The sequence below is a fragment of the Staphylococcus sp. 11511212 genome, from assembly GCF_011394755.1.
In the GTDB taxonomy this organism is placed as follows: domain Bacteria; phylum Bacillota; class Bacilli; order Staphylococcales; family Staphylococcaceae; genus Staphylococcus; species Staphylococcus chromogenes.
Map to the genome: position 1 here is coordinate 196,007 of NZ_JAANBQ010000003.1, position 22,341 is coordinate 218,347.

Here is a 22,341-nt window from a genome sequence, read left to right on the forward strand (position 1 = left end):
TTTTAGCTACATACAACCGCTCAAATATAGGTTATAAGTACATTCGTCACCTATATATGGCGTGACTTAATTATAGGAGGTGCAAAGTATGTTTGCTATTATTGAAACAGGTGGAAAACAAATCAAAGTAGAAGAAGGCCAAGAAATTTACGTTGAAAAATTAAACGGCAATGAAGGCGATACTTTTACATTTGATAAAGTCTTATTCGTAGGTGGAGACAACATCACTGTTGGTGCCCCAACAATCGAAGGTGCAACAGTATCTGCGAAAATCAATAAACACGGTCGTGGTAAAAAAATCACTGTATTTACTTACCGTCGTCGTAAAGACTCAAAACGCAAAAAAGGTCACCGTCAACCATATACTAAGTTAACTATCGATAAAATCAGTTTATAATTATGATTAATGTCGATATCAAATTAAATGATGACGGACAGGTCACAGATGTGATAATGGATGGACATGCTGACTTTGCTGAGCACGGACAAGATATTGTGTGTGCAGGTGCCTCAGCTGTACTTTTTGGTAGTGTTAATGCTATTATTGGATTAACTTCTGAAAGACCTGATATAGATTATAGTGATGACGGAGGCTATTTTCATTTCCGTAGCGTAGATACATCTAATGAAAAAGCACAGTTAATCTTACAATCTATGTTAATCTCATTGCAAACGATTGAAGAAGAATATAAAGAATTCATTAAACTAAATTATAAGTGAGGTGTAACTCATGCTTAAATTAAACTTACAATTTTTCGCATCTAAAAAAGGGGTAAGTTCTACAAAAAACGGACGTGACTCTGAATCTAAACGTTTAGGTGCTAAACGTGCTGATGGTCAATATGTTACTGGTGGATCTATTTTATTCCGTCAACGTGGAACAAAAATTTACCCAGGTGAAAACGTAGGTCGTGGTGGCGATGATACATTATTCGCTAAAATCGATGGCGTTGTAAAATTTGAACGTAAAGGTCGCGACAAAAAACAAGTATCTGTATACGCAGTTGCTGAATAATTTGTCAATATACTCACACCAGAAGGTTACTTCTGGTGTTTCTTTTTTATCTAAGCTTTTTAAAAACCATTTTGATAATGTAAGATGGAAGAAAACATAGCTTGAATATATTGAGAGGAATACATAGAAATTTGTAAGCCAGTGGAACCTTATAAATAATCATGTGGTAAGTTTCACTTATCGCTTTATAGCTATGTAGGAAATGTATAAAATGAAAAAGAGGTGAAATCATGTTTGTCGATCAAGTAAAAATATTCTTAAAAGCAGGCGACGGTGGAAATGGTATTACTGCGTATCGTCGTGAGAAATATGTTCCCTTCGGTGGACCCGCTGGAGGAGATGGCGGTCGTGGGGCGTCTGTCGTTTTTGAAGTTGATGAAGGACTAAGAACATTAATGGACTTTAGATTTCAGCGCCATTTTAAAGCTAAAAAGGGTGAGAATGGCCAAAGCAGTAATATGCACGGGAAAAATGCACAAGATCTTATCCTCAAAGTCCCTCCAGGAACGATTGTTAAAGATGTCGAAACAGAGGAAACATTGGCGGATTTAGTAGAACATGGTCAACGTGCAACTATCGCTAAAGGTGGCCGTGGCGGACGAGGGAATTCTCGATTTGCGACCCCTAAAAATCCCGCACCAGATTTCAGCGAAAATGGTGAGCCAGGTGAAGAAATAGAAGTCACATTAGAACTTAAATTACTAGCTGACGTTGGTTTAGTAGGTTTTCCAAGTGTTGGTAAATCCACATTGTTGTCGATAGTATCTCAAGCTAAACCTAAAATTGGTGCCTATCACTTTACGACGATACAGCCAAATTTAGGCGTTGTTACTACGCCAGATCAACGAAGCTTCGTAATGGCAGACTTGCCAGGATTAATTGAAGGTGCATCTGAAGGAATCGGGCTAGGACATCAATTTTTACGTCATGTTGAACGAACAAAAGTAATTGTTCACGTTATCGATATGAGTGGTATGGAAGGCCGTGATCCTTACGAGGATTATTTAACAATAAATAAAGAAATGCGCGCTTATGAAGAAAAACTAGAAAAAAGACCACAAATTATCGTAGCGAATAAAATGGATATGCCAGAGGCTGAAGATCAACTTGAATTGTTCAAATCTCAATTGGAAGAAGACTATCCAATTATCGCTATTTCAGCATACACTCGTGAAAATATTGATCAGTTACTTTACGAAATTGCAAATACACTCGAATCAGTGAAAGACATCGATTTCAATGCAGAAGAAGATGATCCAGGCGTGAACCGTGTTGTTTATAAACATACGCCTTCACAAGATAAATTCACGATTTCACGAGATGATGATGGTGCGTACGTTGTGAGTGGAAATGCTATTGAACGACTCTTCAAAATGACTGATTTCAATAGTGACCCAGCAGTAAGACGATTTGCACGCCAAATGCGATCTATGGGTATTGATGATGCGTTACGTGAACGTGGTGCAGAAAACGGAGATATCGTACGTATTTTAGGCGGCGAGTTCGAATTTGTAGAATAATAGGAGCGAATCAGCATGAAATATCAATATTATTTAATTCGTGAAGATGTATTGCCCTATGTGGTATCTAAGGTACTACGTGTCAAAGAAGCGCTCAATGATAATCCTTCTCTCACTGTGCAAGAAGCTGTAAAAATACATGATTGTTCTAGAAGTGCTTTTTATAAATACCGTGATACAATATTTCCGTTGGATGAAGTGAAAAGTGCTTCCAAGGAATTTACAATTATTTTATTTGTGACGGATAAGGTAGGCACACTAGCTACAATTCTTGAAAAAATATCACAATTAAAATTATCCGTTTTAACGATTCATCAAAGTGTGCCAATAGATAAAAAAGCCTCTATTACTTTATCTTTAAATGCAAGTAAATCGGAAATGAATGTCTATGATATTATCAATTCGTTAAGACAAATGGAAAATGTATTTAATGTTGATATTATAGGGATGAATATGTAAGGAGAAGCCACTATGTATGCATATATAAAAGGGAAACTACAACATTTGTATCCTACACACGTCGTTATTGAAACATCAGGCGGCATTGCATTTGAAATCCAAACGCCTAATTCGTATCGGTTTCAAAGTCAGTTACATCAAGAAACGACAATATTTACAGCGCTTATTGTACGTGAAGATGCGCAACTTTTATATGGTTTTAGCGATTTAGAAGAAAAGGATATGTTTTTAAGTCTTATTAAAGTTACAGGGATTGGGCCTAAATCTGCACTTGCCATTTTAGCTGCAAGTACACCTAATCAAGTGAAACGTGCGATTGAAAATGAAAATGACGCCTATTTAACGCAATTTCCAGGTATCGGTAAAAAAACTGCCCGTCAAATTGTCCTTGATTTGAAAGGCAAAGTCGTTATAACTGAAGAAAGTGAAGAAATGCTTGTAACACATGAGATGCCTTCTAAACATGCACAAATTAAAGATGATGCTTTACTCGCATTAGAAGCGTTAGGTTATTCTAAACGAGAACTTACTAAAATCGATAAAAAAATGGCGAAAGAAAACTTTGAATCTGTTGACGAAGCAGTAAAATTTGGATTACAACATCTCATCTCTTAAAAGGGGGATTTCTATGGATGATAATCGAATGGTAGATGGTCATGAAAACACAGAGAAGCACGAATTTGAACTCTCGTTAAGGCCCGATCGCTTACGCCAATATATTGGACAATCTTCCATTAAATCTAACTTAGAAGTTTTTATCAAGGCGGCACAACTTAGAAAGGAACCACTAGATCATGTTTTATTGTTTGGGCCTCCTGGGTTAGGTAAAACAACACTTTCACATATCATCGCAAATGAAATGAATGTAAATTTAAGAACGGTGTCTGGTCCTTCGATAGAGCGTCCGGGAGATTTAGCAGCTATTTTAACTGGACTCCAACCAGGCGATGTATTATTTATTGATGAAATTCATCGTTTGAGTAGTGTCGTAGAAGAGGTACTTTATCCAGCAATGGAAGATTTTTTCCTAGATATCATCGTAGGTAAAGGGGAAGAAGCTAGAAGTATTCGTATCGACTTACCCCCATTTACATTGGTGGGTGCGACAACGCGTGCTGGAAGTTTAACAAGTCCACTACGGGATCGTTTCGGAGTCCATCTTAGATTAGAATACTACAAAACGCACGAGCTACAGCAAATCATTACACGTACTGCAGAAGTTCTAGGTACGACGATTGATACAGAAAGTGCGCTTGAAATTGCGAAAAGAAGTCGTGGAACTCCTCGAATTGCGAACCGACTTTTAAAACGGATACGAGATTTTCAACAAGTTAATGAAGATGATCAAATTTATATTGAAACAACGAAATATGCTTTAGATTTACTTCAAGTTGATGAAGAAGGTTTGGATTATATTGACCATAAAATGATGGCTTGTATTATCGAACAGTATCGAGGAGGCCCTGTGGGATTAGATACAATTGCAGTTTCTATCGGCGAAGAGCGTATTACGATTGAGGATGTTTATGAACCGTTTTTAATACAACAAGGTTTTATTGAACGTACGCCTCGAGGTCGTAAAGCGACGCCAAAAGCATACGCACATTTTAATTATCCTATTTAAGCGAGGGACCATTAAGCATGAATATAGAAGAATTTAATTACTATTTGCCAGAGGCGTTAATTGCGCAAACTCCTCTTAAAGATCGTGATACGAGTCGACTACTCTATTTAAACCGTCAGACAGGTGATGTAAAAGATTTACACTTTAAAGATGTTGTATCATTTTTTGAACCTGGCGATACTTTAGTTTTGAATGATACAAAAGTGATGCCTGCGCGCTTGTTCGGTGTTAAAACTGAGACAAATGCAAAAGTTGAAATGTTAATGTTAACGAATATTGAGGGTGACGATTGGGAAGTCCTTTTAAAACCGGCCAAACGTATTAAAGTCGGACAGTCTATTTCTTTTGGTAATGACAAAATAATAGCAACCTGTATCAAAGAATTAGACCAAGGGGGAAGAATTATGCGGCTCACCTATGAAGGGATTCTTCAAGAGCGTCTAGATGAATTAGGTGAAATGCCGCTACCGCCATATATTAAAGAGCGTTTAGATGATCAAGATCGTTATCAAACTGTGTATGCAAAAGCCTCAGGATCTGCAGCTGCACCAACTGCTGGCTTGCATTTTACGGATGAACTTTTAAATGAAGTGCAACAAAAAGGTGTTAATATCGCTTTTGTCACACTACATGTAGGATTAGGAACGTTTCGTCCTGTCAGTGTAGAAAATATAGATGATCACGAAATGCATAGCGAATATTACACAATGACACAAGAAACAGCAGACATTTTGAACACTACTAAAGCAAGTGGACATCGTATTATTTCTGTTGGAACGACTTCAACACGAACTTTAGAAACAATAATGAGAGATTTTGATACATTTAAAGCGACAAGTGGATGGACAAATATTTTTATTTATCCAGGCTTTGAATTTAAAGCAATAGATGGTTTGATTACTAATTTTCATCTCCCAAAATCCACATTAGTCATGCTCGTTTCAGCATTTAGTTCAAGACAATACGTGTTAAATGCCTATGCGCATGCAGTAGAATCAAAATATCGCTTTTTCAGCTTTGGGGATGCAATGATTATTATTTAATATAGAGAGGGTTTGACTATGCCAGCTGTAACATACGAACATATAAAAACGTGCAAGCAATCTGGGGCGCGACTTGGAATTGTTCACACACCACATGGTTCATTTGAAACGCCGATGTTTATGCCTGTAGGCACTAAAGCAACCGTAAAAACAATGAGTCCAGAAGAATTGAAACAAATGGAAGCCAAAATCATTTTAGGCAATACGTATCATTTATGGTTACAACCAGGTAATGATATTGTGAAAAAAGCGGGAGGCTTACACCAATTTATGAATTGGGATGGGCCTATTTTAACCGATTCAGGTGGTTTCCAAGTGTTTAGTCTTAGTGATTTAAGAAAAATCACTGAAGAAGGCGTGGAGTTTAGACATCACGCAAATGGTTCAAAACTATTTTTATCACCGGAAGATTCTATACGTATTCAAAATGATTTAGGATCAGATATTATTATGGCATTTGATGAATGTCCACCTATGCCAGCCGAATACAAATATGTCAAAGATTCAATTGAACGGACAACGCGATGGGCAGAACGCTGCAAAAAAGCGCACCAACGTCCAGAAGATCAAGCTTTGTTTGGCATTATTCAAGGTGGAGAATACAAAGATTTACGTCAACAAAGTGCAGAAGATCTCGTGAAACTCGATTTTCCTGGTTATGCAATAGGCGGATTATCTGTTGGGGAACCAAAACCTGTCATGTATGATATGGTAGAGCATACAGTTCAATTTATGCCCGAAAATAAACCGCGTTATTTAATGGGCGTCGGTTCACCTGATGCGTTGATTGAATGTAGTATCCGTGGAATGGATATGTTTGACTGTGTACTTCCAACACGTATCGCCCGTAATGGAACGTGTATGACTTCCGAAGGGCGCCTTGTTGTGAAAAACGCTAAGTTTAAAGATGACTTTCGACCACTTGATGAAAATTGTGACTGCTATACATGTAAAAACTATACGCGAGCCTATTTAAGACATTTAATTAAAGCAGATGAAACGTTCGGTATACGTTTAACTACTTATCATAACCTTCATTTTCTGCTAAAATTAATGGAGAACATTAGACAAGCAATTCGAGAAGACCGTCTTTTAGATTTTAAAGAAGAATTTTTCGAACAATATGGTCTTAATGTTAAAAATCCGAAAAATTTCTAGATAGGAGTTTATTTTATGTCTTCATTACTTAGTTTATTACCATTAATCCTACTCTTTGTGGTTATGTGGTTCTTTATGATTCGTCCGCAACAAAAGCGTGCGAAAGAACACCGTGAGATGGTGTCTCAGTTACAATCTGGACAACGTGTCACAACGATTGGTGGCATTAAAGGGACGGTTCGTGCTGTTGATGAAACGACAGCAGTTGTCATTGTGAATGGCAAAGGAACAGAAATGACATTTGAAAAACAAGCCATTAAACAAGTAGATCCATCGTAATTTAAAGGTTACAATGGCTAATTCGGGATGAGACATCGCTTTACGCAAAGTGGATGGTTCAATCCCGTTTTTTTATGGCATCAATATTAAACAAAATTGGGCAATTATTTGAAATTAAAAGATAAAAGGCGTACAGTTGTTAACTGGTTAAATATCAAAATCAGATACGATAGTTTTCTATTTTAAAATAGTTGGTTTTAAAAAATAACTGACTGTTGTTAAGGAAATGGCTTCAATAGGCCAAATTAGAAAAAAGCTGCGATTCTAATGACTAAATATTTAATTAATATTAAAGGATATTAAAATCACTTGCGCGCGTTACTACAACTAAAGTATGCTAGTTTTATAAGCTAAAAAGAGGTGTTTATGTGAAAAAAGTCAGTAGACTCATTGCATTTTTATTATTAGTCGTACTGCTGTTTGGTGGAATGGCGGCGACATATAAAAATGTGATTAAAGATGTTAATTTAGGACTTGATTTACAGGGCGGATTTGAAGTTTTGTATCAAGTAAAACCATTATCTGATGGTGATAAGATTGATAAAACCGCCGTACAATCTACCGCTAAAACGTTAGAACGCCGTGTCAACGTTTTAGGTGTCTCTGAACCGAAAATTCAAGTTGAAGATCAAAATCGAATTCGTGTACAACTTGCGGGTGTTAAAGACCAAGAACAAGCGCGAAAAATTTTATCTTCTCAAGCAAACTTAACAATTCGGGATTCTGAAGACAAAGTTAAACTTACAGGTAAAGATTTAGTTCAAGGTTCTGCTAAACAAGAGTTTAAACAAAATACAAACCAACCCGCTGTTACTTTTAAGTTGAAAGATAGTGATAAATTTAAAAAAGTAACAGAAGAAATTTCAAAAAAACCAGAAAATGTTATGGTCGTTTGGTTAGACTATCAAAAAGGAGATAGTTATCAAAAAGAAAAAACAAAAGAGAATCCAAAATATGTTTCTGCAGCTTCTGTAGATCAACCTATCAATTCTCCTAACGTAGAAATTTCTGGAGGATTTCAAGGTGAAAAAGGTGTCACTGAAGCGAAACAAATTGCCGACTTACTTAACTCAGGTTCTTTACCAGTTAAATTAGACGAAATTTATTCTACCTCTGTAGGTGCACAATTTGGTCAAGATGCGCTTCAAAAAACAATTTTCGCCTCTATTATTGGTATTAGTATTATTTATTTATTTATGTTGTTCTTCTATCGATTGCCAGGACTCATTGCAGTCATTACATTAACAACATACGTGTATTTAACACTAGTTGCTTTTAACTTTATTTCTGGGGTGCTCACGCTCCCTGGACTGGCTGCGTTGGTCCTTGGTGTCGGGATGGCAGTAGATGCCAATATTATCATGTACGAACGTATAAAAGACGAGTTACGTATAGGAAGAAATTTAAAGCAAGCCTATAAGAAAGCGAATAAGTCCTCATTTATAACGATTTTAGATGCCAATTTAACGACAGTATTAGCGGCTACCGTTCTTTTCTTCTTTGGTGAAAGCTCTGTTAAAGGTTTTGCCACAATGCTATTATTGGCCATCTTGATGAGTTTCGTAACAGCTGTATTTTTAACAAGAATATTATTATCGCTTATTGTTTATTCTAATTTCTTTAAAAAGAAATTATGGTGGTTCGGCGTTAAAAAATCTCAAATTCATAATATTAATGAGGGTAAAGATGTTTCTGAATTAACTACGCCTTATGACCGAATTGATTTTATGAAATTAGCAAAACCATTATTTGCATTAAGTGGACTGATTATTGCTACTGGTATTATCATATTGTTTATTTTCAAACTGAACTTAGGTATAGATTTTACCGCAGGAACACGTATTGATGCTGAAAGTAATCATGCATTAAAACAAGCCGATGTTGAGAAGAAAATGGACAGCATCGGATTAAAACCTGATCAATTATCTATCGGGGGCAATAATGATACTAAAGCTTCAATGCAATTTAAGCATGATTTATCGAAAGAAGAAGTTTCAAAAGTAAAATCTACAATTAAAGACGAGTTTGGCCATGAACCAACAGTCAATACAGTATCACCTGTGATTGGTCAAGAATTAGCCAAGAACGCTATGTTAGCTGTATTGCTCGCTTCAATCGGTATGATTATTTATATTTCACTCAGATTTGAGTGGCGTATGGGAATTTCATCAATTATTTCATTACTACACGATGCATTTATGATCATTGCAGTGTTTAGTCTTTTCAGACTTGAAGTTGATATTACATTTATTGCTGCAGTTTTAACGATTATTGGTTATTCAATTAATGATACTATTGTAACCTTTGACCGAGTTCGTGAAATGCTACGTAAAGTTAAAGTGATTACTAAAGAAGAGGAAATTGATTACATCGTCAATAGTGCGATACGTCAAACATTGACTCGTTCTATCAACACTGTATTAACAGTGGTCGTAGTGGTTGTAGCACTCTTAATATTTGGTGCATCAAGTATCTTTAACTTCTCACTTGCATTACTTATCGGTTTAGTTTCAGGTGTCTTTTCATCTATCTTCATTGCAGTACCGTTCTGGGGTATTTTGAAAAAACGAGAATTACGTAAATCCGATAATCATAAACTCGTGGTTTATAAACGTAAACGTACAAACGAAGAAAAAGTCATTGTGTAACTTTTAAATGTCCTTTCCTAATATTTCATTTTATATGAAAGTTAGGGAAGGGCTTTCTTTTTGAGGAAATTAAGTTCAGAGGGGAGATATAAAGCTCGCTAGCAATTAGAAAGCTATAGAATTTTAATCACTGTTAAATCCTGTGTCTACTTTAATGCAATATAAAAAATGAATACGAAGAATGAAGATGCTAGCATTTTTTTGTTATAATGTTTTTGATATGAAATGAGGCGGGGTTTTATGATTAGTTCTAAATTTAAATGGGTTTCTAGGTCTCCTCAAGGGGAGATTTCTAAAGAAACGCTTGAAAGTTTTAAAATTACATCTTTAATGAAAGTGATTTTGGAAAGTAAAGGGATTGTGTCACACGAGGAAATCGAGCAATTTTTAGCTCCTACACCTATAAGTCACGATTCGTCTTTACTTAGTGATATTGAAAAAGCGACACAACGTATTCATCAAGCGATTGAAGCAGAGGAACCAATTTTAGTTTATGGTGATTATGATGCTGATGGTGTCACGTCAACTACTATTTTAGTGCAGACGTTAGAAAAGATGGGAGCAATTGTAGGATGGTATATCCCCAATCGCTTTTCTGAAGGTTATGGACCAAGTGCTGAAGCCTTTAAACAAGCTTATGAGGAAGGCGTAAAACTCATCATCACTGTTGATAATGGAATACAAGGTCATGAAGAAATTGAAATGATTCAACAACTGGGTGTGGATGTGATTGTCACGGACCACCATGAAATAGGGGCAACATTGCCTAAAGCCTATGCTATTGTCCATCCTATGCATCCTGATTTCGAATATCCATTTCCGTATTTATGTGGTGCGGGTGTTGCTTTAAAAGTAGCTCAACATTTAACACCAGATATCCCAGATGAATTTTGGATTTATGCGATGATTGGGACAATTGCTGATTTAGTACCGATGATAGATGAAAATCGAAGCATTGTTAAAAGCGGCTTACGTTTGATGAATCGTGAGGTGCCTATTGCACTTAAAGCACTTTTAAATGAAGCGCGTTATGATGACGTGATTACTGAAGAAACAATTGGATTTACAATTGGCCCCCGCTTAAATGCGGTAGGACGTTTAGATGATGCACGATTAGCTGCGGAATTGCTAATGTGTCATGATGAAAATGAAGCATTATTTTTAGCAGAGCAAGTTGAACATTTTAATCAAGAACGAAAATCTATTGTTCAAACTGTGACTGAAGAGGCCTTAGTTATAGCAGATGCGCAAATAAAAGAAGGCGCCCAATTTTTAGTTTTATATAAAGAAGATTGGCATGAAGGGATTTTAGGTATTGTCGCTTCACGGATAGTTGAACAATATCAAAAGCCAACAATGATTTTGAATATTGATTATGACAAACAACATGCAAAAGGTTCGGCAAGAAGTATTTCTCAAGTATCCATGTTTGATATATTGTCTCAACAATCCCAACTGATTGAAAAATTTGGAGGGCATCATGCTGCAGCGGGTTTGACACTGACTATTGAGCAAGTTGAACCACTGAAAGAAGCTTTAAATGCATATATGAAAGCACAATTTACAGCGTCAGAGTTGCAACCTGAGAAAATCATCGATGCGCTCATTGATCAAGAGGATATTACTGTAGACAATATCAGTTCTCTTGAACGGTTACGTCCATTTGGCATGCAATTTGAACGACCGCTATTGCGTATTAATCAACTGACAATAAAAGAGGCTAAAGCGATAGGTCAACAAAAAAATCATTTAAAAATTTCCTTTAAAGAACAAAAGCTACAAGGACTATTTTGGAATGAAGGCCACCGCATCCATGAACTTATGCCAGATCAATCTTTGAATGTTATTGGCGAATTACAAATTAATGAGTGGAATGGGAATAGAACACCTCAATTTATTCTAAAGGATATGCATAGTCAGGGGCGTCAAATTTTAGATTATCGTAGTAAAAATAAACGTCTACCCAATATGATTGAGGACGCTAAAACATGCTTTCTAATACATCCAAATCGTGAAAAACAACATGATAATGAGTATTATTATGGCGAACCGATAACGCATTCATATGACAAGTGTGTATTACGTGACCTTCCTCTAACTATTGACGATTTTAAAGTATCATTACACAAAATTAAAGCCTCTCAAATTTATTTACAATTTTCGCATGATAAATCGATTTATTTTGAAGGATTTCCCAAAATGGAAACGTTTAAATTGTGCTATAAAACGCTATTACAAAAAGGGAAGTTTGATTTAGTACAAGAGGGTGTGTCATTGAGTCAATATTTAAACATTGAGCCACAGTTATTAAAATTTATACTAAAAGTCTTTCTTGATTTGCATTTTATTCGACAAAATGATGGTATAATTGAAATAAATACGACTGCTCCAAAACAAGAGATTACTTCTAGTCGAATATACCAAGGACGGTTGCATAGAATTGAAGTTGAAAAGCAGTTATTATATGCAGATTTTCCATCTATTAAAAATTGGATGGAAGATGAAATGCGCGAAGACAAATGAGGAGGAAAAGCATGGATTTAAAAAAATATGTCTCAGAGGTCCAAGATTGGCCTAAAAAGGGAGTAAATTTTAAAGATATTACAACAATAATGGATAATGGTGAGGCATATGGGTATGCGACTGATCAAATTGTAAAATATGCGAAAGAAAAGAATGTTGACATTGTTGTCGGCCCTGAAGCACGTGGCTTTATCATTGGATGTCCAGTTGCTTATGCCATGGGTATCGGTTTTGCCCCTGTTCGCAAAGAGGGTAAACTCCCTAGAGAAGTTATACGATATGAATATGATTTAGAATATGGTAGTAATGTTTTAACGATGCATGCTGATGCTATCAAACCAGGTCAACGTGTGTTGATTACAGATGATTTACTTGCAACAGGAGGCACAATTGAAGCGGCGATTCATTTAGTTGAAAAACAAGGCGGCATAGTGGCAGGAATTGCATTTATCATCGAATTAGCATATTTAAATGGTATCGAAAAAATAAAAGACTACGACGTAATGTGTTTAATTTCTTACGATGAATAAGTCATCATGATAAATGTGAGTTAAAACTTTGTTAACTTTTTTAGTGGGAGTGGGACTGAAATTATTTTAGATTTCGTAGTTCCACTCCTATATTAATTTGTAAAAATAGAATACAGTTCAATTCTTGATAATCATGTAGTATGATAGAAGTATTATTTAAAAGATTGGGGTGCCCTGTATGAATAACGAATATCCTTATAGTGCTGATGAAGTTTTATATAAAGCAAAAACGTATTTAGATAAGAGAGAATACGAGTACGTTTTAAAAAGTTATCAGATTGCCTATAAAGCACATGAAGGTCAATTTCGTAAAAATGGTTTACCTTATATTATGCATCCCATCCAAGTTGCAGGGATACTTACAGAAATGCGACTCGATGGACCAACCATTGTAGCGGGCTTTTTGCATGATGTTATTGAAGATACACCTTATACATTTGACGATGTTGTTGATATGTTCAATGAAGAAGTCGCAACAATTGTGGATGGTGTAACAAAATTAAAAAAAGTTAAATATCGTTCTAAAGAAGAGCAACAAGCAGAAAATCATCGTAAACTTTTCATTGCAATAGCTAAAGACGTACGCGTTATTTTAGTAAAATTAGCTGATCGTCTGCATAATATGCGTACACTTAGAGCAATGCCTAGAGAGAAACAAGTTCGTATTTCAAAGGAAACATTAGAAATCTATGCGCCTCTAGCGCATCGATTAGGGATTAACACGATTAAATGGGAACTTGAAGATATCGCATTGCGTTATATTGATAATGTTCAATACTTTAGAATTGTCAATTTAATGAGAAAAAAGCGTAGTGAACGTGAAGCTTATATCGATAACGCAATTGAAAATATAAGAAAAGAAATGAACATGATGCAAATTGAAGGAGATATAAGCGGTAGACCTAAACATATCTACAGTATTTATCGCAAAATGATGAAGCAAAAGAAGCAATTCGATCAAATTTTTGATCTTTTAGCAGTGCGCGTCATCGTTTCATCAATTAAAGATTGTTATGCAGTATTAGGTTTAGTTCATACACTTTGGAAACCTATGCCAGGCCGATTTAAAGATTATATCGCAATGCCTAAACAAAATATGTATCAATCATTACATACCACTGTCGTTGGACCTAATGGAGATCCTCTAGAAATTCAAATTCGTACATACGAAATGCATGAAATTGCAGAACATGGTGTGGCGGCGCATTGGGCATATAAAGAGGGGAAAAAAGTCGATAAAGATAGCGAAACTTACCATAAAAAATTGAACTGGCTAAAAGATATCGCTGAACAAGACCATACCTCTTCCGATGCACAAGAATTTATGGAATCTCTTAAATTTGATTTACAAAGCGATAAAGTGTATGCATTTACACCTGCGAGTGATGTAATTGAATTACCTTACGGCGCGGTTCCTATAGATTTCGCCTATGCGATTCATAGTGAAGTAGGTAATAAAATGATAGGTGCCAAAGTTAATGGCAAAATTGTGCCTATAGATTATGTACTTCAAACTGGTGACATTGTGGAAATTCGCACGAGTAAACATTCTTATGGCCCGAGTAGAGATTGGTTGAAAATAGTGCGTTCTTCAAGCGCTAAAAGTAAAATTAAAAGTTTCTTTAAAAAGCAGGATCGTTCTTCAAATATTGAAAAAGGGAAGTTCATGATTGAAGCAGAAATTAAAGAGCAAGGATTCAAAGTAGAAGAAGTCTTAACAGAGCGCAATTTGAAAGTGGTCAATGACAAATATAACTTTGCTAATGAAGATGATTTATACGCAGCCGTTGGATTTGGTGGTGTTACATCGAGTCAAATTGTTAATAAACTCACAGAGCGTATTCGAATTGAAAATAAGCAAAAAGCTTTGAATCAAGCACAATCAGTGACAAAGTCTGTTCCTATTAAAGATCATATCACGACAGACTCAGGCGTGTACGTGGAAGGATTAGATAATGTTTTAATCAAACTTTCAAAATGCTGTAACCCTATTCCAGGTGATAAAATCGTGGGCTATATTACGAAAGGACATGGCATTAAAGTCCATCGTACAGATTGTCCTAATATTCAAAACGAAACGGAAAGACTCATCGATGTGGAATGGGTGAAATCCAAAGATGCCTCTCAAAAGTATCAGGTGGATCTTGAAGTCACAGCCTATGATCGTAATGGTCTACTTAACGAAGTGTTACAAGCCGTTAATAGTACTTCAAGCAATCTCGTCAAAGTGTCCGGTCGATCAGACATAGATAAAAATGCAGTGATTAATCTGAGTATTATGGTTAAAAATGTAAATGAAGTATTTAAAGTTGCTGATAAAATAAAGCAACTCGGTGATGTTTATACCGTATCAAGAGTATGGAATTAGGAGTGCAAAGTATGAAAATCGTTGTTCAAAGAGTCAAATCTGCAGGTGTTCGCAACAAAAATATAGAACGCAATATCAACCAAGGATTTTGTCTTTTAGTAGGAGTGGGTGAGCATTCAACTGAAAAAGATGCTGAAGCCTTAGCCAAAAAAATAGCTAATGCTCGTTTATTTGAAGACGAATCCGGTAAACTCAACCTCAACATTCAACAAATTGAAGGTGAAATATTATCTATTTCCCAATTTACTTTATATGCTGATGTAAAAAAAGGAAATAGACCAGGGTTTTCAAAAGCAAAATCACCAGAGGAAGCGAATGCGCTTTATGAGTTGTTTAATCAATACTTGAAGACTTATAACTTAAATGTAGTCACAGGTGAATTTGGCACAGATATGTTAGTGGATATACAAAATGATGGACCTATCACAATCATCTATGAAAGTGAAGATGGCAAGATTTTATGAAACAATTTGAAAAATGGCTCCGCACTAAGAATATAGAACCTAAACGCTTTTATTTTGGTGCTATTTTAATAGCGTTAGTTTTTATATTGCTCGTGGTCATAAATGCAATAAAAGATGATGCGGATAATAAAATTTATTTGAAAGAAGATGCCGAAATTCGCACAGGTCCTAATGCAAGTTTTCCAGTGCTATTCAATGTACGTGAGGGTGACGCCTTTAATGTTATTGGCCGTGATGGCAAATGGGTTGAAGTAGCCTCATATGAGGGAAATCAAAAAGGTTGGATTGCAGGTTGGCATACTAATTTAGATTTTAAAGAAGATGAAAATCCAAATGCTAAACCACTAAAAGGTAAAACAATTGTGATTGATCCTGGTCACGGAGGCAGTGACCAAGGGGCCTCTAGTCAAATAGGTAAAAACACCTTGGAAAAAGATATGACTTTAAATACAAGTCTTGAACTTCAAAAGAAATTAGAAAAAGAAGGCGCAAAAGTAAAGTTAACCCGTTCGGATGACTCTTATGTTCGCTTGAAAGACCGGCAAGCTACTGGAGATGCTTTTATTAGCATTCATAACGATGCCCTTGAATCAAATAAGGCGAATGGCGCGACGGTTTATTGGTTCCATGAGCAACAAGAAATGCTTGCAGAAACTTTAAACGCGAGTATTCAAAGAAAAGGGATGTTATCTAATAGAGGGGTCCGTCAAGAGAATTTTCAAGTTCTCAGACAAACAGATACACCAGCTGTTTTATTGGAACTCGGCTATATTAGTAACCCTACAGATGAAGTCATGATTAAAGATAAAAATCATCGTCAAATTTTAGAAAATGCTATTGTGGAAGGCCTTAGTAATTATTTTTTAAGTTAATATCTTGAAAAGCGATTGAAAAAAAGGTATGATGAATACTGAATTTAATAATCACAACCGTTTGTATTCTTGAACGATAGTACAATTGTCATGTTTAGAGAGTTTATACTTGGCTGAAATATAGACCTTGCAAGTATTTATTGTGAACACAAGAAGAGGTGCTTTATGAGAATAAAGCCGGTTTGCTAACGTTATGAGCTATGAGAGTGAGTATTTCATTTATTTGATATACTTAAATTAGGGTGGCAACACGGCTAAAGTACGTCCCTTGTATGTGATTTCACATGCATGGGGCTTTTTTTATTGACTATAAAAAGGGAGGATACATGAATGATTAATATTCCTCGTGGAACTCAAGACATTTTACCTGAAGATTCACCAAAATGGCGTTATATAGAAACGAAATTACATCAATTAATGGAAGTTTATAATTACCAAGAAATTAGAACGCCAATATTCGAAAGTACGGATTTGTTTGCCAGAGGCGTAGGTGATTCGACGGACGTTGTTCAAAAAGAAATGTATACATTTAAAGACAAAGGTGATCGTAGCATTACGTTGCGTCCAGAAGGCACTGCTGCTACAGTGCGTAGCTATATTGAAAACAAAATGCAAGGTCTTCCGAATCAACCAGTCAAACTTTATTATAACGGGCCAATGTTTCGTTATGAAAGAAAACAAAAAGGGCGCTATCGTCAGTTTAATCAGTTTGGAATAGAAGCGATTGGTGCTGAAAATCCAAGTATTGATGCTGAGGTACTCGCATTAGTCATGCATATTTATCAATCATTTGGGCTTAAAAATTTGAAGCTTGTGATTAATAGTGTTGGTGATGCTGAGTCTCGAGTAGAATATCAAGAAGCATTAAGAGCGCATTTTAAACCTGCCATTCATACGTATTGTCAAGATTGTCAAAAGCGTATTGATACAAATCCAATGCGAATTTTAGATTGTAAAATTGACAAAGATAAACCCGAAATGAAAACAGCCCCTTCAATCACAGACTATCTGAATGATTATTCAAAAAATTATTTCGATGAAGTGAAAGGTCATTTGGATCGTCTAGGTATCCCATATGTGGTTGACCCAACACTTGTACGAGGTTTGGATTATTATACGCATACAGCCTTTGAATTAATGATAGACAGTGAGAATTATGATGGAGCCATCACTACATTATGTGGGGGCGGTCGTTATAACGGTTTGTTAGAGCTATTAGGAGGGCCAAAACAAACAGGTATAGGTTTTGCGCTTAGCATAGAACGTTTACTTATGGCTTTAGAGGAAGAGGGTATAGAACTTCCTCAATCTTCTCATTTAGACTTGTTTGTAGCGACTATGGGTGAGCGTGCAGATGATTATGCTGTTAAATTGTTAAATGATTTAAGACATCAAAATATACGTGTGGATAAAGATTATTTATCGCGTAAATTAAAAGGTCAAATGAAACAAGCCGATCGTCTCAATGCTATTTATACCATTGTATTAGGCGATCAAGAACTTGATTCAAACGAAGTTGCAATCAAACATATGCAAACAGGTGAAAATCACCATATTAAACTCAATGAAATTGCACAATTTATTAATGGAGGAAAAGAATAATGTCACAACGTACTACTTATTGTGGGCTTATTACAGAGTCTTATTTAGGTCAAGAAGTCACTTTAAAAGGGTGGGTTCATAACCGCCGCGATTTAGGAGGACTCATATTTGTTGATGTACGTGATAGAGAAGGCGTGGTTCAAGTTGTTTTTAACCCTGATTTTTCTAAAGAAGCATTAGCAATCGCAGAACGCATTCGTTCTGAATATGTTGTTGAAATTAAAGGAACAGTCACAAAACGTGATGAAGAAACAATTAACCCTAAAATAAAAACTGGGCAAGTTGAAGTTCAAGCATCTGAAATTACAATCATTAATAAATCTGAAACACCACCTTTTTCGATTAATGATGAAAACCTTAATGTTGATGAAAATATTCGATTAAAATATCGCTATTTAGATTTGCGTCGTGAACAATTTGCGCAAACTTTTAAGTTACGTCATCATACAACACAGGCGATTCGTCGTTATTTAGATGATTCAGGATTTTATGATATCGAGACACCAGTACTAACAAAATCAACACCTGAGGGTGCCCGCGACTACCTTGTACCTTCTCGTGTCCATGAAGGCGAATTTTATGCCTTGCCTCAATCACCACAATTGTTTAAACAATTACTTATGATGAGTGGCTTTGACAAATATTACCAAATCGTAAAATGTTTCCGCGACGAGGATTTACGTGCGGATCGTCAACCTGAATTTACACAGGTCGATATAGAGATGAGCTTTGTTGAACAAGAAGATGTCATTCAACTTGGTGAACAAATGTTAAAATCAGTGATGAAAGACGTTAAAGGGATTGCTATTGAGGAAGCTTTCCCTCGTATGACTTATGCTGAAGCGATGGAACGTTATGGTTCAGATAAACCTGATACACGTTTTGGTATGGAATTAATTGACGTGTCTGAATTAGGCCAAGTGATGGATTTCAAAGTCTTTAAAGGCGCAGTGGAAAATGGTGGCCAAGTGAAAGCCATCGTTGTAGAAGATGGAGCTGATAAATATACACGTAAAGATATTGATGGACTCACTGAATTCGTTAATATTTATGGAGCTAAAGGTCTTGCATGGGTAAAAGTGGTTGAAGACGGATTAAATGGACCGATTGCACGTTTCTTCGATGAGACGCATGTTGATAAACTTCAATCTTTGACACAAGCAAAAGCGGGTGACCTCGTGTTATTTGTTGCTGACTCCAAGGAGGTTGTCGCACAAAGTTTAGGTGCACTACGTGTGAAATTAGCTAAAGAGTTAAATTTATTAGATCCAAATCAATTCAACTTCTTATGGGTGACAGACTGGCCACTTCTTGAATATGATGAAGAGTCACACCGATACGTTGCAGCTCATCATCCATTTACGTCGCCAAAGCCAGAAGATTTAGATCGTTTAGAAAGTGCACCAGAAACAGTTCAAGCTCAAGCGTATGACATTGTTCTTAACGGCTTTGAACTCGGCGGAGGTTCTATTCGTATCCATGATGGTGAAATTCAATCTAAAATGTTTAAAGCTTTAGGCTTTAGTGAAGAGAGCGCACAAGAACAATTCGGTTTCTTATTAGATGCTTTTAAATTTGGTGCACCTCCACATGGCGGTATCGCAATAGGTCTTGACCGCTTAGTAATGTTACTAACAGGCGCATCAAATCTTCGTGACACGATTGCCTTCCCTAAAACAGCATCTGCAACTGATTTATTAACAGATGCTCCGAGCGAAGTTTCAGAAAAACAACTTGATGAGTTATCTCTTCGCATTAAACATTAAACGTTTATGACTTGATAAAAAGTATAAATGTGATATAGTTAAAGCATAAGATAGTCGTCTGTAGTGTTCGTAAGTTCGCTTTATGTATTTTGACCTAACACTCTTTGATCAGGGAGTCCAATAGGTTTTCTTGCAGCGCACACGCCTCTCTAGGAGGACGTGCAAAACAAGAAACAGGACACCCACCTGTATATAGCAGGCCAAAATGATCAAGCACTTTCAACTACGGCATAACGGATTCTATCGGTACGCAAGACTTTAAGTCTTGCGTATTTTTATGTTCTGAAACAGATTAAAGGAGTCAATTATGAAACATCAATTTTCTAGAAATGAATTAGCTATAGGCCAAGAAGGTTTAAAATTATTAGAAAATACAACAGTTGCTGTTTTAGGTGTCGGTGGTGTAGGGTCATTTGCTGCTGAAGCGCTAGCGCGAACAAATATCGGTCATATTATTTTAATCGATAAAGACGATGTCGATATTACGAATGTCAACCGTCAAATTCATGCTTTAACAACTACCATTGGACAAAGTAAAGTGGGGTTAATGGAAGAACGGATTAAATTAATAAATCCAAATTGCAAAGTAACGCCCTTGCATATGTTTTATACTGAAGAAACTTATGAGCAACTATTTGAAGATTACAATATTGATTATATTATCGATGCAAGTGATACCATTATATATAAAGTTCATTTGATGGAACAATGTTTGCAAAGAGGCATAAAAATTATTTCTAGTATGGGGGCAGCAAATAAAATTGACCCAACACGTTTTCAAATTGCTGATATTTCGAAAACACATACAGATCCTATCGCTAGAGTCATTCGAAACAAATTAAAAAGAAAAGGAATTTATAAAGGAATACCCGTGGTATTTTCCGATGAAAGTCCAATAGTGATTCGAGAAGATGTGAAAGCCATCGTGGGTGATGCAAATGGACAAAACCGAAAAGCACAAATGCCCCCGTCTTCTAATGCATTTGTCCCAAGCGTTGTAGGCCTAATACTTGCAAGCTATGTTTGTAATGATATTACACGAGATATTCCATTAACACGAATTAAAGACAAATAAAAAATGCCGTAATAAGCTCCATCTTTTTGGAGATATTACGGCATTTCCTTATGTGTTCTTTAGATTATCATATACTGCTTTAAATTGTTGTTCAGCTTTTGATGTCAATTTAGGTTGATAATAGCGTTTATTTTTTAGTTTGTCTGGCAAGTATTGTTGCGCCACATATCCATTTTCATAATTATGGGGATACTTGTATCCTGTAGCACGTCCCAATTCTTTTGCGCCACTATAATGACCATCTTTGAGGTGATCGGGAATTTGTCCTGCGTTACCTTTGCGAATGTCTGATAACGCAGCATCGATAGATTGAATTGCTGTGTTAGATTTCGGGGAGAGACAGAGTTCGATAACGGCTTGACTTAATGGAATTCTTGCTTCTGGAAAGCCTAACCGTTCTGCTGACTCTATCGCAGCGAGTGTACGTTGTCCTGCAGCTGGTGAAGCTAAGCTGATATCTTCATAACTAATCACTAACAAACGTCTTGCAATTGTTGGCAAATCACCTGCTTGAATCAAGCGCGCTAAATAGTGTAAAGCTGCGTCAACATCACTGCCTCGTATTGATTTTTGGAAAGCACTCATCACGTCGTAATGCATATCGCCATCTTTATCGCTTAAAAATGCACCACGTTGTAAACAATCCTCTGCATCTTGAATTGTGATATGAGGAGGCGTTTCGGATGCGCTTAAAACCGCAAGTTCTAATGCATTTAAAGCGCTACGAACATCTCCTTGACTTTGGGTTGCAAAATATTCAAAAGCTTCGTCTGTAATTGTGGCAGTATACGATTTTAAGCCATTTTCCTCATCATTTAAAGCATTCCGTAAAGCTTTTTTTATATCCTCAGTTTCTAAGGGAAATAATTCAAAAATTTGTGCACGTGAACGGATGGCAGGGTTAATCGCATGATAAGGGTTTGAAGTTGTCGCACCAATGAGTACGATTTTACCGTTTTCTAAGTGAGGCAACAAGAAATCTTGTTTAGCTTTATCTAATCGATGAATTTCATCTAATAATAAGATCACTTGACCTGACATTTTTGCCTCGTCAACAATCATTTGCATGTCCTTTTTAGTATTCGTGACAGCATTTAATTGTCTGAATTTAAAAGCGGTGCTCCCTGCAATCGCTTGTGCAATACTCGTCTTTCCTATGCCAGGGGGACCATAAAAAATCATTGAGGATAATCGTTTGGCATTGACCATTCTCCTAATAATTCCTTTTTCACCAACGAGGTGTGATTGCCCTATCACATCATCAATGGTTTGCGGTCTCATACGGGATGCGAGTGGTTCAGTATTCATAGTAACCCTCCATGTCTAGAAAAACTATACAAATTTAAGCAAATGACCTTGCTCTTATTTGTACTCTTATAACAATAGTATTATACT

The 22,341-nt window shown here is 36.2% G+C and carries 20 protein-coding genes, 1 other RNA gene and 1 other annotated feature; of the genes, 20 read left to right on the forward strand and 1 reads right to left on the reverse strand.

Annotated features, from left to right (window positions below):
* Positions 1-4 precede the first annotated feature (4 nt).
* Positions 5-77 (forward strand) — a sequence feature (ribosomal protein L21 leader region).
* 11 nt (positions 78-88) lie between these two features.
* From rplU to G8Y84_RS02460, 20 genes are all read left to right on the forward strand, one after another.
* A complete protein-coding gene (gene rplU, locus G8Y84_RS02365; protein ID WP_037574239.1) occupies positions 89-397 on the forward strand; it encodes a 50S ribosomal protein L21 in 309 nt (102 codons plus the stop codon).
* A 2-nt stretch (positions 398-399) separates the two neighbouring features.
* Complete coding sequence (locus G8Y84_RS02370; RefSeq protein ID WP_037574236.1) at positions 400-720, forward strand: ribosomal-processing cysteine protease Prp; 321 nt, start codon at positions 400-402, stop codon at positions 718-720.
* A 10-nt stretch (positions 721-730) separates the two neighbouring features.
* Positions 731-1,015 (forward strand): 50S ribosomal protein L27, encoded by a 285-nt coding sequence (gene rpmA / locus G8Y84_RS02375; protein ID WP_037574233.1) that lies wholly within the window; start codon positions 731-733, stop codon positions 1,013-1,015.
* A 230-nt stretch (positions 1,016-1,245) separates the two neighbouring features.
* Positions 1,246-2,535: a GTPase ObgE gene (gene obgE, locus G8Y84_RS02380; protein ID WP_037574230.1), complete on the forward strand. Its 1,290-nt coding sequence runs from the start codon at positions 1,246-1,248 to the stop codon at positions 2,533-2,535.
* 15 nt (positions 2,536-2,550) lie between these two features.
* On the forward strand, positions 2,551-2,994 hold the full coding sequence (locus tag G8Y84_RS02385; RefSeq protein ID WP_037574227.1) for an ACT domain-containing protein: 444 nt from the start codon (positions 2,551-2,553) through the stop codon (positions 2,992-2,994).
* Between the two features lie 12 nt (positions 2,995-3,006).
* Complete coding sequence (gene ruvA, locus G8Y84_RS02390; RefSeq protein WP_037574224.1) at positions 3,007-3,609, forward strand: Holliday junction branch migration protein RuvA; 603 nt, start codon at positions 3,007-3,009, stop codon at positions 3,607-3,609.
* A gap of 13 nt (positions 3,610-3,622) precedes the next feature.
* Positions 3,623-4,618 carry a Holliday junction branch migration DNA helicase RuvB gene (gene ruvB, locus G8Y84_RS02395; protein WP_165806093.1) on the forward strand — a complete coding sequence of 332 codons (996 nt, stop codon included), beginning with the start codon at positions 3,623-3,625 and terminating at the stop codon, positions 4,616-4,618.
* Between the two features lie 17 nt (positions 4,619-4,635).
* On the forward strand, positions 4,636-5,661 hold the full coding sequence (gene queA / locus G8Y84_RS02400; protein WP_037574217.1) for a tRNA preQ1(34) S-adenosylmethionine ribosyltransferase-isomerase QueA: 1,026 nt from the start codon (positions 4,636-4,638) through the stop codon (positions 5,659-5,661).
* Between the two features lie 18 nt (positions 5,662-5,679).
* On the forward strand, positions 5,680-6,819 hold the full coding sequence (tgt, locus tag G8Y84_RS02405) for a tRNA guanosine(34) transglycosylase Tgt (RefSeq protein WP_037574214.1): 1,140 nt from the start codon (positions 5,680-5,682) through the stop codon (positions 6,817-6,819).
* 15 nt (positions 6,820-6,834) lie between these two features.
* Positions 6,835-7,098, forward strand: coding sequence for a preprotein translocase subunit YajC (gene yajC / locus G8Y84_RS02410; RefSeq protein WP_037574211.1), 264 nt, complete (start codon positions 6,835-6,837; stop codon positions 7,096-7,098).
* Between the two features lie 368 nt (positions 7,099-7,466).
* A complete protein-coding gene (gene secDF, locus G8Y84_RS02415) occupies positions 7,467-9,746 on the forward strand; it encodes a protein translocase subunit SecDF (RefSeq protein WP_037574208.1) in 2,280 nt (759 codons plus the stop codon).
* A 240-nt stretch (positions 9,747-9,986) separates the two neighbouring features.
* Positions 9,987-12,269: a single-stranded-DNA-specific exonuclease RecJ gene (gene recJ / locus G8Y84_RS02420; RefSeq protein ID WP_037574205.1), complete on the forward strand. Its 2,283-nt coding sequence runs from the start codon at positions 9,987-9,989 to the stop codon at positions 12,267-12,269.
* An 11-nt stretch (positions 12,270-12,280) separates the two neighbouring features.
* Positions 12,281-12,799 carry an adenine phosphoribosyltransferase gene (locus G8Y84_RS02425; RefSeq protein WP_037574204.1) on the forward strand — a complete coding sequence of 173 codons (519 nt, stop codon included), beginning with the start codon at positions 12,281-12,283 and terminating at the stop codon, positions 12,797-12,799.
* A 178-nt stretch (positions 12,800-12,977) separates the two neighbouring features.
* Entirely contained in the window at positions 12,978-15,167 is a 2,190-nt protein-coding gene (locus tag G8Y84_RS02430) for a RelA/SpoT family protein (RefSeq protein ID WP_037574201.1), read from the forward strand.
* Positions 15,168-15,178: 11 nt separating this feature from the next.
* The gene (dtd, locus tag G8Y84_RS02435) at positions 15,179-15,631 is read left to right on the forward strand and encodes a D-aminoacyl-tRNA deacylase (RefSeq protein WP_037574198.1); all 453 of its coding nucleotides are present in this window, start codon (positions 15,179-15,181) and stop codon (positions 15,629-15,631) included.
* Positions 15,628-16,503 carry an N-acetylmuramoyl-L-alanine amidase family protein gene (locus G8Y84_RS02440; protein ID WP_165806094.1) on the forward strand — a complete coding sequence of 292 codons (876 nt, stop codon included), beginning with the start codon at positions 15,628-15,630 and terminating at the stop codon, positions 16,501-16,503. Before dtd ends, G8Y84_RS02440 begins: the two co-directional genes overlap by 4 nt.
* Positions 16,504-16,833: 330 nt before the next feature.
* A complete protein-coding gene (gene hisS, locus G8Y84_RS02445) occupies positions 16,834-18,105 on the forward strand; it encodes a histidine--tRNA ligase (protein WP_037574192.1) in 1,272 nt (423 codons plus the stop codon).
* Positions 18,105-19,871, forward strand: coding sequence for an aspartate--tRNA ligase (gene aspS, locus G8Y84_RS02450; protein WP_105962849.1), 1,767 nt, complete (start codon positions 18,105-18,107; stop codon positions 19,869-19,871). The genes hisS and aspS overlap by 1 nt, the downstream gene beginning before the upstream one ends.
* Before the next feature lie 52 nt (positions 19,872-19,923).
* A non-coding RNA gene (ssrS, locus tag G8Y84_RS02455) (6S RNA) lies at positions 19,924-20,115 on the forward strand.
* A gap of 63 nt (positions 20,116-20,178) precedes the next feature.
* Positions 20,179-20,946 (forward strand): tRNA threonylcarbamoyladenosine dehydratase, encoded by a 768-nt coding sequence (locus G8Y84_RS02460; RefSeq protein WP_037574186.1) that lies wholly within the window; start codon positions 20,179-20,181, stop codon positions 20,944-20,946.
* A gap of 48 nt (positions 20,947-20,994) precedes the next feature.
* On the opposite strand, the gene G8Y84_RS02465 is transcribed toward G8Y84_RS02460, so the two are convergent.
* Positions 20,995-22,254 (reverse strand): replication-associated recombination protein A, encoded by a 1,260-nt coding sequence (locus G8Y84_RS02465; protein ID WP_037574183.1) that lies wholly within the window; start codon positions 22,252-22,254, stop codon positions 20,995-20,997.
* Positions 22,255-22,341 lie beyond the last annotated feature (87 nt).

Coding starts and splice junctions, on each gene's coding strand:
- rplU (WP_037574239.1), top strand. CDS start 89: ATGTTTGCTATTATTGAAACAGGTGGAAAACAAATCAAAGTAGAAGAA.
- G8Y84_RS02370 (WP_037574236.1), top strand. CDS start 400: ATGATTAATGTCGATATCAAATTAAATGATGACGGACAGGTCACAGAT.
- rpmA (WP_037574233.1), top strand. CDS start 731: ATGCTTAAATTAAACTTACAATTTTTCGCATCTAAAAAAGGGGTAAGT.
- obgE (WP_037574230.1), top strand. CDS start 1,246: ATGTTTGTCGATCAAGTAAAAATATTCTTAAAAGCAGGCGACGGTGGA.
- G8Y84_RS02385 (WP_037574227.1), top strand. CDS start 2,551: ATGAAATATCAATATTATTTAATTCGTGAAGATGTATTGCCCTATGTG.
- ruvA (WP_037574224.1), top strand. CDS start 3,007: ATGTATGCATATATAAAAGGGAAACTACAACATTTGTATCCTACACAC.
- ruvB (WP_165806093.1), top strand. CDS start 3,623: ATGGATGATAATCGAATGGTAGATGGTCATGAAAACACAGAGAAGCAC.
- queA (WP_037574217.1), top strand. CDS start 4,636: ATGAATATAGAAGAATTTAATTACTATTTGCCAGAGGCGTTAATTGCG.
- tgt (WP_037574214.1), top strand. CDS start 5,680: ATGCCAGCTGTAACATACGAACATATAAAAACGTGCAAGCAATCTGGG.
- yajC (WP_037574211.1), top strand. CDS start 6,835: ATGTCTTCATTACTTAGTTTATTACCATTAATCCTACTCTTTGTGGTT.
- recJ (WP_037574205.1), top strand. CDS start 9,987: ATGATTAGTTCTAAATTTAAATGGGTTTCTAGGTCTCCTCAAGGGGAG.
- G8Y84_RS02425 (WP_037574204.1), top strand. CDS start 12,281: ATGGATTTAAAAAAATATGTCTCAGAGGTCCAAGATTGGCCTAAAAAG.
- G8Y84_RS02430 (WP_037574201.1), top strand. CDS start 12,978: ATGAATAACGAATATCCTTATAGTGCTGATGAAGTTTTATATAAAGCA.
- dtd (WP_037574198.1), top strand. CDS start 15,179: ATGAAAATCGTTGTTCAAAGAGTCAAATCTGCAGGTGTTCGCAACAAA.
- G8Y84_RS02440 (WP_165806094.1), top strand. CDS start 15,628: ATGAAACAATTTGAAAAATGGCTCCGCACTAAGAATATAGAACCTAAA.
- hisS (WP_037574192.1), top strand. CDS start 16,834: ATGATTAATATTCCTCGTGGAACTCAAGACATTTTACCTGAAGATTCA.
- aspS (WP_105962849.1), top strand. CDS start 18,105: ATGTCACAACGTACTACTTATTGTGGGCTTATTACAGAGTCTTATTTA.
- G8Y84_RS02460 (WP_037574186.1), top strand. CDS start 20,179: ATGAAACATCAATTTTCTAGAAATGAATTAGCTATAGGCCAAGAAGGT.
- G8Y84_RS02465 (WP_037574183.1), bottom strand. CDS start 22,254: ATGAATACTGAACCACTCGCATCCCGTATGAGACCGCAAACCATTGAT.